Raw genomic sequence first — 12,583 nt, 5'->3', positions numbered from 1 at the left:
AAATACGTTTTCATGATTATCATTTAAACCTATACCATGTATCTGAAATGCTTCTGTTTATGCTTAGTTATACTATTTTCCTACAAAAGTAAAGCGCAGGAAAAGCAAAACTTCGCCCAACCGCTTCACATAGCCGACTCCCTTTTTGCAGCAAAACAATACAAAAAAGCGGCCTCGGTTTATGCTAAGGTGCGAGAACTCAATTATGGTGTATTGGATACCGCGCATTTGTATAAAGCGGCTGCCAGCTGGGCTAATATCGGTAAACGGGACAGCGCCTTTTTATACCTCGAATTTATAGCTGGTCGTGGTTTTGAAAATGAACGGATGCTATCTGCTGATCCGCTTTTTGTCAGGTTACACCGCGATAGTCAATGGGAAACCATCTTGGCTGCCATTCATCAAAACAGGGTTAAACTTATTCCATCGGTAGCGATGGAGCTATCTCAAATACTTAAAAATTATAAGGACGATTTTGAGGAATATCAGCAACTGGTTAATCAGCATGGTAAAACATCCAAAGAGGCAACGGCATTTAAACTCCACCTCCGCGAAACGGATTCGGTTAATTATATCAAAATAACATCCATAGTTAACACTTATGGCTGGAAAAGCAAGGAATACTTTGGCCCCGACGGACCGGAAGCCCTGATCACAACCTTGCTACATGCCAATATTGCTAACCAGAAAAAATACTTTGCCATAGTGCGGATTGCCGCGCTCAACGGATCACTCCCGGCCGAAGGTTTTGCTATCCTGGCCGATAATATCGCGTTGTATGAAAATAATACACAAATATATGGCACACATCTGCGGCTCAACAACGGGCAATACGAAGCTTATGACATTGCCGATGAGGCCGGCGTTGATACCCGGCGAAACCAGATCGGTTTATGTACGTTAGCGGTTTACCTGCAAAACTTTAAGTCTTACAGCCAATTGTACTATTACATAAAATAACCCGGCTAAACCGGGTTTAAAAAAAGCATGGCCCGCGGCTGCTGCCAATTGGAAACTTGTTAACCCTGCCGTGCTGGTGATCGCAATGCGTATGATCACGATACATTTTTTGATGCGGCGGCTGACAATTTACGGATATTGGTTGTGTAGTCTCAGTCTTATCAGGCTGACAAACTATGTTAGCTTGTTTTTTCATAACGAAATTCCCTGTTTACTGTGTTAGATTATACTGATAATTGGTATAATAAATTTAACTATAAAAACAGTTAATTACAATAGCTTTTATAAGAAAAATAATATTATGCTTTTAGCTCCTCAAACGTTGTTACATTAGGTCAACGATACTTAAAAATGCAAACAGCCGGTACATTATTATTTGCACCGGCTGTTCAATATTGTTTAGCGTTTAAATATTATTTACCCTTCCAAAACTGCAGGTAACGCAGGTTATACCCGCCATTGCTGGCCAATACTTTTATTTTGTTTGTACCCGCTTTTAAAACAATGTTTTTAACGGCAATAACCTGCCATTTTTTTAATCCCCCGGTGTTTGGCACAGCCACTTCCTTTGCCTGGGTGGTGTTGTTAACCAATACCGATAATTTACTATCATCAGTTGCCGACGCTACTTTCAGGCTAATGGAATATACGCCTGCTGTTTTAACCTGAACGGTATATTGTGTCCACTCGCTGGTTTCGATATGATCTACATAATAGCTGTTATATTGGGTTGAATCCTTGCTGATGTCAACGCCATCATTGCGGTAAACATGCCCCTTGTTGCCAACACCCGGCTTGCCAGATGTGTGATAGTCGGCAGTGTCGGTATCAAAATAAGCGTAACCATTACGACCCAGATCATAATCTACCGCGTTGATGGTAGTTCCGTTACCTATTTTATTGGCCTTAAACGGCTTGGTAACCGTGGTATGAGGCTGGCGGAAAATGGCATCGATCACATCATGATGAATGATGGTGTTTTCTAATTTGGCATAAGTGGCCAGCTCCAGGGTTCCGCTATACACGTTACTTTCTTTTGGTTTATGCCTGCCGGTGTTCAGGTATTTGGCAACATCATCGTAGTTCAGGTTTGAAACAATTTCCATCGGGTTGTTATTACCCAATTTTTTCAATGGCCATAACGACCAGCCAATGTTATTCTTCTCTAACAGGCCGATAGCCTCGGTTATCCAGGTATTGGAGTTTTCGCCGGTTTCGCCCAACCACACCGGGACGTTATACTGGTCGCGGACTTTTACAATATGATCAACAGATTTTTGATCATTAAAATTCCAGTATTTATGGAAACTGAGCACCATGTTTTTATCCCATTGAGGTAAAATACCATTGTAGTTATTGCCCCAGCCATTGCCTTCAATAATGATGATGTGTTTTTTATCTACCTCCCGAATGGCGGCAGTAATATCAACCATCAGTTTTCTTAAAGGGCCGTTTGTCTTCTCCTTCAAACCATTCTTATCATTCTGCGGATCGTCAAAGCCCCAGTTTGGCTCGTTGATGATATCGTAGGCACCAATGTTGGGTTCATTTTTATAGCGCTCGGCCAGCTTACGCCAAAGGGCGATGGTTTTTTGCTTATTGGCCTCGCTGTCCCAAAGCGACGGTTTATCGGGGTCACGATCGGAGATATTCAGGTCGTTTCCTTGCCCGCCTGGCGTGGCATGCAGGTCAAGGATCAGGTACATATGATTCGCTTTACACCAGGCCAGCAAATCGTCGGTCATTTTAAATCCTTTATCCAGCCAGGTATTTTGTCCCGCTACCGGTTCTTTTTCAACTGGCAGGGTGTACAGGTTGTAGTGCATCGGCAGGCGGATGGAGTTGAAACCCCAGCGTTTCATCGAGTCTACATCAATTTTGCGGGTATTGTTGGCCAGCCAGGTATCATAAAACTCTTTGGTTTCGGCGGGGTCCATCAATTCCTCCAGGCGCTCACGGATGCGGTATTGACGGCTGTCTTTATTAATGTGCAACATATAGCCTTCCTGCAACATCCATCCGCCTAAACCCACGCCACGCAGCAATACGTTCTGGCCCTTTTCATCAACTATTTTCTTGCCATCGGCTTTTAAAAAGCCGGTTTGCGCATTGACTTGCAGTGATACGAACAGGGCAGGAGCCGCGGCCAGCAGGACCTTAATTTCTGATTTTAACTTTATATTTTTTATTAACGATGTTAACATGTTGTTGTGCTTTTAATTTTTCTGAACCTGTTTATACTACCAGATATATGTTCCTACCGAGCCTTTATCGAGCTTAACAGCCAATATTTTGCCTTGGTATTTGATGGTGAAGTCCTGCGCGCCGTTGCCAGTATTAGCTACAATCAGCACTTTTTTACCGTCGGGCGTTTTGAAAGCTACGTTAGGTAATGTTTCTGAACTGTTTGAAGCTATGCGTACCGAGCCCGGACGCACAAATTTGGAAGCATGGGCAACTGAATAGTAGGCAACATTTTTCTTAACCTCATTTTTATCGATAGTTACTGCACCCTGGCACATCGGGCAGCCACCTCGGTCTGTATATGGTTTATATTCGGGATCGGCAGCAAGGTTCCACTCCAGTACATTACGGCTCCAGTTACGGGTAGCACCAATGATCAGGCTTTTAACAGGCCAGGCAATGTTAATGGTACTTTGATTTTCCGGCTCAACGGTCATCTGCTCGGTAAAGTAGATGTTTTTATCCGGGTGGGCATTGTGCACATCGGTAAGGGCCGAAATATCACCGCCATACAGGTGGAAGCCTGAGCCATCCACGTATTTACGGGCGGCAGGATCATTCAGGATGGAGATAGGGTAGTCGGGCCTGTCGGCATTATGGTCATATAGAATGATCTTGGTTTTAATCCCGGCCGCTTTAAACGCGGGGCCAAGGTTGTTTTTGATAAAATCGCCTTCATCCGGCGCAACCATCAGCAAACTTGGGTTATTACCCGGATGCAAGGGCTCATTCTGAATAGTAATGGCATCGATATTAATCCCGTTAGCTTTCATGGCCTGGATATATTTAACCAGGTATTTAGCATAAACCGGGTAGCAATCGGGTTTTAACCTGCCGCCGCGGGTATCGTTATTGGTTTTCATCCAGGCCGGTGGCGACCATGGAGAACCCAGTATTTTAATAGCAGGATTAATAGCCAGGATCTGTTTCATTACAGGGATCACATCAGTTTTATCCGGACCAAGATCAAAATGATTCAGCGTTGGGTCGGTTTGACCTTCGGGCATATCATCGTAGGAGAAAACTTTTTCGTTCAGATCCGAAGCACCAATGCTCAACCTTAAATAGCTGATGCCAATATCGTTCCCGGTTACAGCAAAAAGGTTCTTCAATAAGGCCGCCCTGCTCTCAGCGCTCATGCGGATGATGTGCATAGCGCTGCCTCCGGTTAGTGCAAACCCAAATCCATCTATAGGCTGGTAGTGCTGCTTATCATCAACAGTGATGGTTGTGCCTCCGGCTTCACCGGTTTTAAATGTAAGCGGTTCTTTTTGCTGTTCAAAAAGCACCGACCTATCGGCCTTTGTGAGCCACAGGCTTGCCTTTGTTGCTTGTGCGTTTACTGCCGCAGTAGTGCCCAGCAGCATAGCGCCCAATAAAATCGATTTGATTTGCGTGTTCATGAAACAGAATTTACAGGTGTTTATTGGTATAACAGGAATTAATAAAGGGTTAATGAAATTGGATAGGTAAAAATATTACTGTTTTCAGTAAAACGCCGTAATTAATCGGTTACAAAATCAATTATCAGGTTTTGTAGTGTTTAAGAAGTGGTATTTATTCTGATAATTTGAATCAAAAAGGAAGAAAAACCCGTTTAAACACGCTAAATTTAATTAGGAATTTAAAACATTTGGTTTAATGAAAAGATGTTTATAAATTCACGTACAACTATCTCATGAGTACTTCACACAAAAAGATTGTCATATTTGATGACGACGAGGATATCCTGTCTATTTGCAGCTACATTTTAGAAGAACAGGGATGGGAAGTGCATACCTTTAGCGATTGCAATAACATCATTGAAAAGGTTTCGGGCATTTTACCTGATGTGATCATGATGGATAACTGGATCCCCGATTCGGGCGGGATCATCGCCACACAAACACTCAAAAAAACAGAAGGTCTTAAAGATATTCCTGTTATCTATTTTTCGGCAAACAGCGATATTCAGATCCTGGCCAACCATGCCGGCGCTCAAACTTATTTAGCCAAACCTTTCGACCTGGAAGATCTGGAAAAGGTGATCAGTACTGTTATTGCCGCGTAGCTTTAAATTTTTTTGCTATAAAACAAAAGAGGGCTGCCAATTGGCAGCCCTCTTTTTATAAATGCTTCCTATTTATTCTCTTCAAACGTTGCCAGCAGGTTTACGTTCGGGTCAATCTTTACATCCGCAGGCCTTGCTTTTAGCTGAAAACGCGCTGTAGCAGATTTTTCTTTTACAGGTATTGTCAACACCTGGCCATCAACAGAAATCTCCAGCGCCAGGTTGTAAACATTTTCCTGGGTTTGGGTTACATTGATAGTGATATTATTATCCTTTTCATCAAACTTCCAGCTAACAACCAAATTTGGATGCCCTGCAGTGCGTAGCCACTGGGTAAAAAACTGTTTCAGATCTTTTCCGCTTGCCTGCTCCATCACACGCCTCAAATCATCGGTATTGGCATTGCCTCCCTGGTATTTTGAATAGTAGTTTCTTATACCTCTCCAAAAAATATCATCGCCCAGTTTTCGCCTCAACATGTGCAGCACCCAACCACCTTTTTGGTAGCTGTTGGCATTAAGCAGTTGCATATATTGGGTTTTAACGGCAGTATCCACAACCGGCGATAATCTCGACTTTTCAAACTTAAGCACAGTTTTGCGGTCGGCCATTAAGCGGGCCTTTAGTGTATCCGGGCCATATTTGTTTTCGAGGTACAGGTTAGTCATATAAGTGGCAAAGCCTTCGCTTAACCATAAATGCCCGAAACTTTTTTCACTTGCTCCGTCGCCAAACCATTGATGAGCAATTTCATGCGCCATCAGCTCTTCTATCTCAGGACTTTTAACCGATTCTTCAAAGTAGAATATGGCACTGGCATTTTCCATACCGCCAAAAATGGTTTTTGACTGTACATTGGCCAACTTCTCATAGCTGTAAGGGCCAACATTTTTTATAAAGTAGGGGAGAATGTCTTTGGCTACCGCGTAGCTTTTAAAACCAGCCTCTTTGCTTTCCGGAAAAACATATGTAAAAACCGGGATGCCATTAACATCGCCCGGACGATCAACAGCAAATTCGGCTACACCAATTACCATCACTTTGGTTGGCAGGGCAACGGTTTCAACCCAATGGGTTAGCTTCATTTTTCCGTCGAGCTGTTTTTCTTCAGTTTGCAGGCCGTTTGATACTACCTGGTAATGATCGGGAGCCGTTACGATAAAATCAACCGGGGCTTTATCGGCAATATTATCAACGCAAGGCAGCCAGTTATGCGCGCGGTTTGGCCAGTTGTCACCAAAAAAAGTACGGTGACCAAAAGCATTGGTTGATATGATAAGTCCATCAGCAGGTACACCGCTGTAGCTTACGGTATAATCGCGGGTGTTGCCTTTATAAGCGCGGGTACTTATTTTTAGTTGTTCATCGTCCTGGGTAAATTTTACCGGCTTTCCGTTTTCAGTTACCGCTGATACCAGCATCCCTTTGCCTGCTGCATTCTTTTTCACCAAATCAAGGTTAAAGCCGTCTGCGGCATTCAAAAATCGTACTGTAACAGTGGCTTTTCCTTCAATATTATTATCGGCATCGTTCAGTTTAATATCAAATGTATAATGCTTAACATCAATTGGCGCCCCGGGAACCTGGGCAAATGTTGGTGTAATAAATAGGGTAGGTAACGATAGAAGAACTAAAAATATCCTGCGCATAAGCTTCCTGCTGTTTGTTGTGTTCTGCAACAAAGCTAATAAAAAAGCCTCCTCTTTTTTGCTTCGCGATGTGCTACTTTAACAATGCCTTAACAGCGGTATCAAAATTTGTTTTATTGATTTTGATCAGGCTGTTTACCGCTGCCAGATAGTTATCATCGCCCTTGCCGCAATTGATCAGGGCTATAATTCCTGACATTCCTTTTTGCCGTTCCACTTCATCGCATATAACACCGGAAATAACCGACCTTACTTTGGCCATAGAATTAAACACCACCGGATTTTTCGAGAACATATCATATAAACCGGCGCTGGGGTGTTGCTGCAGATACAATCTTAATTGTATCACCAGGTCCTTTTGCAATATCATTTCACCCTTTTCATCGGTGTAATATGCATTTCCCCAACTATATGCAATACCTTCTTCCGCGGCTGTGTTTCTTGGAACCTTACGTACCTTGGCTGCATAATAGTGAAATAAATCATGCGAAAAATCTTCGTTGTACATCACGGAGAAAATGCAATTAGCATCAACACCATAACCATTCCTGGTATTTCCGTTAGCTTCTGCACTATACCCTAATCCCAACAGTGGCAATATTTCCTGGTAGTTATTACATAAATAAAAATTCATGGCCTCGGGTTGCAGGCCTAATTTGGTTGGTATGAGCGTATTCTTTTTATCAAATTTCTTAGCCCTTTTTATATTGATCTCATCCGGGTAGTGGTAAATGATGTTGCCTACCTTTCGGGTTTTCCATAAACGGGTGAGATAGTTTAGCGGCAAAGCGAAGGTTATTTTTCCGCCTCTGTCACATGCTATCAAATTAATAATCTTTTTTAACGAGGGAGCGGTCCCGCTTGAGCTTATTATTGCTATCGAAATAAAATATTGCCCCGGCACAACGGGATACAGATTGATCAACTGTTTTTGACTTGTAGTATCATTTATATCCGCTTGCTGGTCTTTTAAAATGGAAAGGGTTAACCCGCCTTTATCCTGCTCAACATCATTAATATTTAGCTTACCGAACCCTATTTTATATACAAGACTATCCAACGCATTAATTATCTGCTGTTTAGTTATATCCGGAATATCTGTATGAATGTTTTTGCCAACCGTAAAGGATTGCACGTTTACTTGAGCAGCAATAAATAACCCAAAAACAAATAGCAGTTTCTTCATTGTATTAAAAATAAATATAACCCCATCAATACCAATGCATACATACGTTCAGATTTAAAATATTTTAGCAATACAAAAAAAGCCTCTTGCTTTTGCAAGAGGCTTTTCATGATTCAGATAAACAACAGCGTTTAAATCTTTTAAAACGTAACATTAACTCCCGTTGTAAACAAGAAGTAAAGACCGTTCATTTTGGTGTTTGTTACATAATCAACCTGGTTAAAGGGTTTGATAAGATAGGGGGTAAACAGGATTTGCCATTTGTTAATGGTATATGTAAAAGGAAGCGATCCGCTAAAAGCAAGCAGTTTGTACTGCCGTACTTCACGCTGGTTTTGCTGTGTTACGGTTTGCGTTATAATGGTTTGTTTGGGCTGATTAGGGAACAGCACGTTAATTGGAGTTTGCTTTTGGGGCACCTCGACAGAACGGGTAACCTGCGACTCGGTATAATACGTTTGGTAAAATGATTGCGTTCCCGTGTACAGCGTTGCGGTTGGCGTTATCTTTAATCCGCTCTTCCCATCTGTACCGTTTTTTAACGCCAATATTTCTTTTGATAGCTCCGCGGTATTAACAATATCATTGCTGTTGTTTTTATTGAACCGATAGCTAACTCCGCCGGTAAATTTTACAATGTTATCCGGATTAGCGTACAATTGCCCATCAACAGTGGCATTGAACGAAGAAAGGATAATAGGGCTGCTTTTTGTAATGAAGTATTTAGTGGCGGATACATTACCGCCATAGTATCGTTTTGCATCGAAGGTAAAAACATAACCCGGCGTAACACTTAATCCCTCGGTGCCGGATTTTGAGCCATTAAGATCAAAATACCCTATAGCACTTACAAATAAACCCTGTTTACTAACCAGCGTAAGGGAAGGAAGCAGTACCGGAACGCTGCTCTCATCGCGCCGGCCGGCGTAAGTAAGGTTTGAAAGGTATTGGATTCCTGCATTCACAAACAATTCTTTGTTTCTTGCAACAGTATCGGCTTTTTGTTGAGCAAAGGCAGCTGGGCCGGTTAACGCCAGCAACAGGATAAGTTTAAGTTTTTTCATGGCAAATGTGCTTAAAGAAAAGTCCGGATAATCAAAAAGGCCGGAACCGGCCTTTTTGATCAGATATATTAAATGCTATTATTGTTTAGCAACGCCCTGTTTTGATGATCCGCTACCTGAACTTTTAACGTCAATAGTACCCTTACCTGCTTTTACACTTGTGTTTGAGCTTGCTCTGTTTGATACATTGGCATTGAACCGTTTAGAACCAACGGCGGTATTCCCTTTAGCGTTCAAGCTACCTGAAGAATTCAGACTTACGTTTTTGCTTAACGAGTTTACACCATTACCCGCAGCAGCAGTTGTATTATTTGCGGTAGTTGTTGCACCAGCCCTTAACGCGGCAGCATCACTGCTTACTTTGCCAGCGGTATTGGCGGCAACGCCTTTGGTTGTATTTAATTCGTTGGTTACCGCAGTGGTTGATCCGTTTGCATTCAGGTTGCCGGTAACCGCTGCATTGGTATTAACACCTGCCTGCGCGGCTGTAGTTCCGGCGGCTGCGTCAACGTTCGACGCTACATTACCACTAACATTGGCAGCCTGGTTTGCTGTAACGCCTGTCACGGCCTGATTGGTAGTGGCCTGTGTCTGGGCAGCCGTCCGTGCGGCAACATTTTGTGCCTGTGTTGCAGCCTGGTTAGTTACGCTTGATGTAGTATTTACTGTTTTCTGTGCTATAGATGCCGCGTTTACAGTAGGAGTGGCTACACGTGTAGCTATTTTAGTAGCTGTAGTAGCGCCGATATTAACCTGGGCCGAACTAACTTTAAATGCAAATAATGCTGCTGTAAATAAAACTGGCTTAATTAGATTTTTCATGTTCAAATATTTAGTTACTAAATGTGCCGAAGATTATTGCTTATAATTCTCCAAACTATCAGATGCACTAAATCAAAGGAGATGCCATCCGGCTATAGGTGACACTTTGATGACAAATAGAGCTACAAGGTGTGAAATTGTGTATAATAATTTATACATCTGTTCATTTTGTTCAGCGGGGTTGGCTATAAAAAAGAACGCCCCTTTGCTTTGTCAAAGGGGCGTTCTTTTTATTATTCAGGCTGTGTTTTACATCTTCGGCATCCTGCGCATCATGTTGGCCATTGCTGCAGGGTTACTCATCTGCTTCATCACCTTCTTCATATCATCAAACTGCTTCATGAGGCGGTTTACTTCCTGTATATCGGTACCCGAACCTTTGGCTATACGGTTGCGGCGACTTTGATTGATTGTTTCAGGATTTTCTTTTTCAAAAGGGGTCATTGATTGGATAATAGCCTCGATAGCTTTGAAAGCGTTATCATCAACCTCAACATCCTTCATCATTTTGCCTACACCAGGAATCATACCCATCAGATCTTTCATGTTACCCATTTTCTTGATCTGCTGGATCTGGCCGTAAAAGTCATTAAAGTCAAACTTGTTTTTGCGGATCTTCTTTTGTAGTTCGGCTGCTTCCTTTTCATCAAACTGCTGCTGTGCGCGTTCTACCAATGACACCACGTCGCCCATGCCCAGGATCCTTGATGCCATACGATCGGGGTGGAAAACGTCAAGCGCTTCCATCTTTTCGCCGGTACCAATGAACTTAATAGGCTTGTTAACAACCGATTTGATAGATAATGCGGCACCACCACGGGTATCACCATCTAACTTGGTTAATACAACACCGGTAAAGTCAAGGCGATCATTGAACACCTTGGCAGTATTCACCGCATCCTGACCGGTCATGGAGTCAACTACAAACAGGATCTCGTGTGGTTTCACCGCATCTTTCACCTGCTCAATCTCCACCATCATGGCCTCGTCAATAGCCAAACGACCGGCGGTATCAATAATTACCACGTTCTGGCCATTTTGCTTTGCCTGGGCAATACCTTCGCGGGCAATAGCTACCGGATCTTTGGATTCTCGGTTAGCATAAACCGGGATGCCTATTTGCTGCCCCAATACCTCAAGCTGGTCAATAGCCGCAGGGCGGTAAATATCATCAGCAACCAGTAATGGCTTTTTGTTGCGTTGTGTTTTTAAGTAGTTGGCAAGTTTACCGGTAAAAGTTGTTTTACCTGCACCGTTCAAACCTGCAATCAATATAACAGTAGGAGTGGCCGGAAAATTCAGATCGGCAGTAGTACCACCCATCAGTTCGGTAAGCTCATCGTTCATGAGCTTAGTAAGCAACTGTCCCGGCGAAATAGATGTTAATACATTATTACCAAGCGCCTTTTGCCTAACATCATCTGTAAATGCTTTGGCGGTTTTATAGTTTACGTCGGCGTCAAGAAGGGCCTTGCGGATCTCCTTCATGGTTTCGGCCACGTTTATTTCTGTAATTGTTCCCTGACCCTTCAGGACCTTGAACGCCCTGTCGAGTTTATCCGAAAGATTTTCAAACATTATATTAAAAAACTTTAATCTTTTTTATAAGGATACAAAGGTATGATTTTGAACTATATTAACTCAATTACTTGGCACATTAACTTATAGCCCAATTGCACTTTCTGCAAACAAAACAGGCTCCATAAATATGAAGCCTGTTAATGTTATTAATATTTTACAAAATCCTTTACGGGAACCTATACAGCATCCCCAGTCCAATACCTTCGTAGCCCTGGGCTGCGGAGGCGGTGTGTTTATCGTAAAGCAAGGTTCCGTTAACTGTTGCACTAATGAGCCTGTTAACCTTTGCCGATAATACCAAATCGACACGGTGCGTGATAAACTTGGGCGATTGCGCATAGGGGATAAACAGCGCGTAACGCGTATTAAGGTGAATGTTTTTAGCAATATCCTTATCAAATAGGGCAACAATCTGGAATGCCAGATCATTCTTCACCGTTTTTAATGTATCCACACCATAGTTATCTGTTTGGAATTTATGAATGGCGTGATCAAGTACAAAAGTTTGTCTTGCGGTACCGGTACCTAAACGCAAATCGAACCAACTTTTTGGCTTATACTCAAAACCGACAGATTCGGTTAAGTAGCCCGGTGACATGAAATTGGATATATACTGCGGTGTAAATGTTCCGTTGCCATTATCAACATAATTAAACCCTTTATCAAACTGCGACTCGAAGGTTAACGCACCGAAAAAGTACCAGCTTTTTGATAATTGAGAAGCTACTTTGTTATCAAAATAAATACGGTCCTGCGTTTTACGCTTGCCCTGGCCTTTGTTTTTTGATACACCGTAGGTGAGGTTTAGCTCGGATACATAACTGAATGGAGCCTTGTTATATTCTGTATGGTAAATAAAGTTTGAGCCCAAAGCTACCGCGCTTACACCACCCGCCGCGTAATTGTTACTAAACGCCGACTGGCTAAAATTGAGGCCAAATGTAACGGCCTTTTTCCAGTAGTTTACTTTGTAATCGAGCATGGTTACCGGTACCATTTCTCGTTGAATTTGTATGGGCCGAACCCG

At 42.6% G+C, this 12,583-nt stretch carries 10 protein-coding genes; 2 read left to right on the top strand and 8 right to left on the bottom strand.

From position 1 onward, the window contains the following. Nucleotides 1-36: 36 nt before the first annotated feature. Entirely contained in the window at nucleotides 37-960 is a 924-nt protein-coding gene (locus tag EAH55_RS02460; RefSeq protein ID WP_121808348.1) for a DUF6624 domain-containing protein, read from the top strand. Nucleotides 961-1,373: 413 nt separating this feature from the next. Here EAH55_RS02460 and EAH55_RS02455 read toward each other — a convergent pair whose 3' ends face one another. Together EAH55_RS02455 and EAH55_RS02450 are read right to left on the bottom strand one after the other, a co-directional pair. After that, nucleotides 1,374-3,164, bottom strand: a complete 1,791-nt coding sequence (locus EAH55_RS02455; protein WP_121808347.1) for a cellulase family glycosylhydrolase — start codon at nucleotides 3,162-3,164, stop codon at nucleotides 1,374-1,376. 36 nt (nucleotides 3,165-3,200) lie between these two features. Further along, nucleotides 3,201-4,607, bottom strand: coding sequence for a glycoside hydrolase family 30 protein (locus tag EAH55_RS02450; protein WP_121808346.1), 1,407 nt, complete (start codon nucleotides 4,605-4,607; stop codon nucleotides 3,201-3,203). Nucleotides 4,608-4,882: 275 nt separating this feature from the next. Here EAH55_RS02450 and EAH55_RS02445 point away from each other — a divergent pair, with 275 nt between their 5' ends. Further along, entirely contained in the window at nucleotides 4,883-5,254 is a 372-nt protein-coding gene (locus tag EAH55_RS02445; RefSeq protein ID WP_112574199.1) for a response regulator, read from the top strand. Between the two features lie 68 nt (nucleotides 5,255-5,322). Here EAH55_RS02445 and EAH55_RS02440 read toward each other — a convergent pair whose 3' ends face one another. From EAH55_RS02440 to EAH55_RS02415, 6 genes are all read right to left on the bottom strand, one after another. Next, nucleotides 5,323-6,903 carry a M1 family metallopeptidase gene (locus EAH55_RS02440; protein WP_121808345.1) on the bottom strand — a complete coding sequence of 527 codons (1,581 nt, stop codon included), beginning with the start codon at nucleotides 6,901-6,903 and terminating at the stop codon, nucleotides 5,323-5,325. 73 nt (nucleotides 6,904-6,976) lie between these two features. Beyond that, nucleotides 6,977-8,089, bottom strand: a complete 1,113-nt coding sequence (locus tag EAH55_RS02435; protein ID WP_121808344.1) for a hypothetical protein — start codon at nucleotides 8,087-8,089, stop codon at nucleotides 6,977-6,979. A 140-nt stretch (nucleotides 8,090-8,229) separates the two neighbouring features. Beyond that, nucleotides 8,230-9,153 (bottom strand): hypothetical protein, encoded by a 924-nt coding sequence (locus tag EAH55_RS02430; RefSeq protein WP_121808343.1) that lies wholly within the window; start codon nucleotides 9,151-9,153, stop codon nucleotides 8,230-8,232. Nucleotides 9,154-9,231: 78 nt separating this feature from the next. Beyond that, complete coding sequence (locus EAH55_RS02425) at nucleotides 9,232-9,975, bottom strand: hypothetical protein (RefSeq protein WP_121808342.1); 744 nt, start codon at nucleotides 9,973-9,975, stop codon at nucleotides 9,232-9,234. 249 nt (nucleotides 9,976-10,224) lie between these two features. Continuing rightward, nucleotides 10,225-11,553: a signal recognition particle protein gene (ffh, locus tag EAH55_RS02420; protein WP_121808341.1), complete on the bottom strand. Its 1,329-nt coding sequence runs from the start codon at nucleotides 11,551-11,553 to the stop codon at nucleotides 10,225-10,227. A 169-nt stretch (nucleotides 11,554-11,722) separates the two neighbouring features. After that, the gene (locus EAH55_RS02415) at nucleotides 11,723-12,553 is read right to left on the bottom strand and encodes a DUF3078 domain-containing protein (RefSeq protein WP_244228080.1); all 831 of its coding nucleotides are present in this window, start codon (nucleotides 12,551-12,553) and stop codon (nucleotides 11,723-11,725) included. Nucleotides 12,554-12,583 lie beyond the last annotated feature (30 nt).

Origin of the sequence: Mucilaginibacter kameinonensis (genome assembly GCF_003675385.1) — a bacterium.
Lineage (GTDB): Bacteria > Bacteroidota > Bacteroidia > Sphingobacteriales > Sphingobacteriaceae > Mucilaginibacter > Mucilaginibacter kameinonensis.
The sequence above is the reverse complement of the archived record's forward strand: the minus strand, read 5'-3'. Positions and strand labels throughout refer to the sequence as shown.

What these genes read in the sequence shown, in the direction of transcription:
- EAH55_RS02440 (WP_121808345.1), bottom strand. Translation starts at nt 6,903, where the DNA reads ATGCGCAGGATATTTTTAGTTCTTCTATCGTTACCTACCCTATTTATT.
- ffh (WP_121808341.1), bottom strand. Translation starts at nt 11,553, where the DNA reads ATGTTTGAAAATCTTTCGGATAAACTCGACAGGGCGTTCAAGGTCCTG.
- EAH55_RS02435 (WP_121808344.1), bottom strand. Translation starts at nt 8,089, where the DNA reads ATGAAGAAACTGCTATTTGTTTTTGGGTTATTTATTGCTGCTCAAGTA.
- EAH55_RS02445 (WP_112574199.1), top strand. Translation starts at nt 4,883, where the DNA reads ATGAGTACTTCACACAAAAAGATTGTCATATTTGATGACGACGAGGAT.
- EAH55_RS02460 (WP_121808348.1), top strand. Translation starts at nt 37, where the DNA reads ATGTATCTGAAATGCTTCTGTTTATGCTTAGTTATACTATTTTCCTAC.
- EAH55_RS02425 (WP_121808342.1), bottom strand. Translation starts at nt 9,975, where the DNA reads ATGAAAAATCTAATTAAGCCAGTTTTATTTACAGCAGCATTATTTGCA.
- EAH55_RS02415 (WP_244228080.1), bottom strand. Translation starts at nt 12,553, where the DNA reads ATGGTACCGGTAACCATGCTCGATTACAAAGTAAACTACTGGAAAAAG.
- EAH55_RS02450 (WP_121808346.1), bottom strand. Translation starts at nt 4,607, where the DNA reads ATGAACACGCAAATCAAATCGATTTTATTGGGCGCTATGCTGCTGGGC.
- EAH55_RS02430 (WP_121808343.1), bottom strand. Translation starts at nt 9,153, where the DNA reads ATGAAAAAACTTAAACTTATCCTGTTGCTGGCGTTAACCGGCCCAGCT.
- EAH55_RS02455 (WP_121808347.1), bottom strand. Translation starts at nt 3,164, where the DNA reads ATGTTAACATCGTTAATAAAAAATATAAAGTTAAAATCAGAAATTAAG.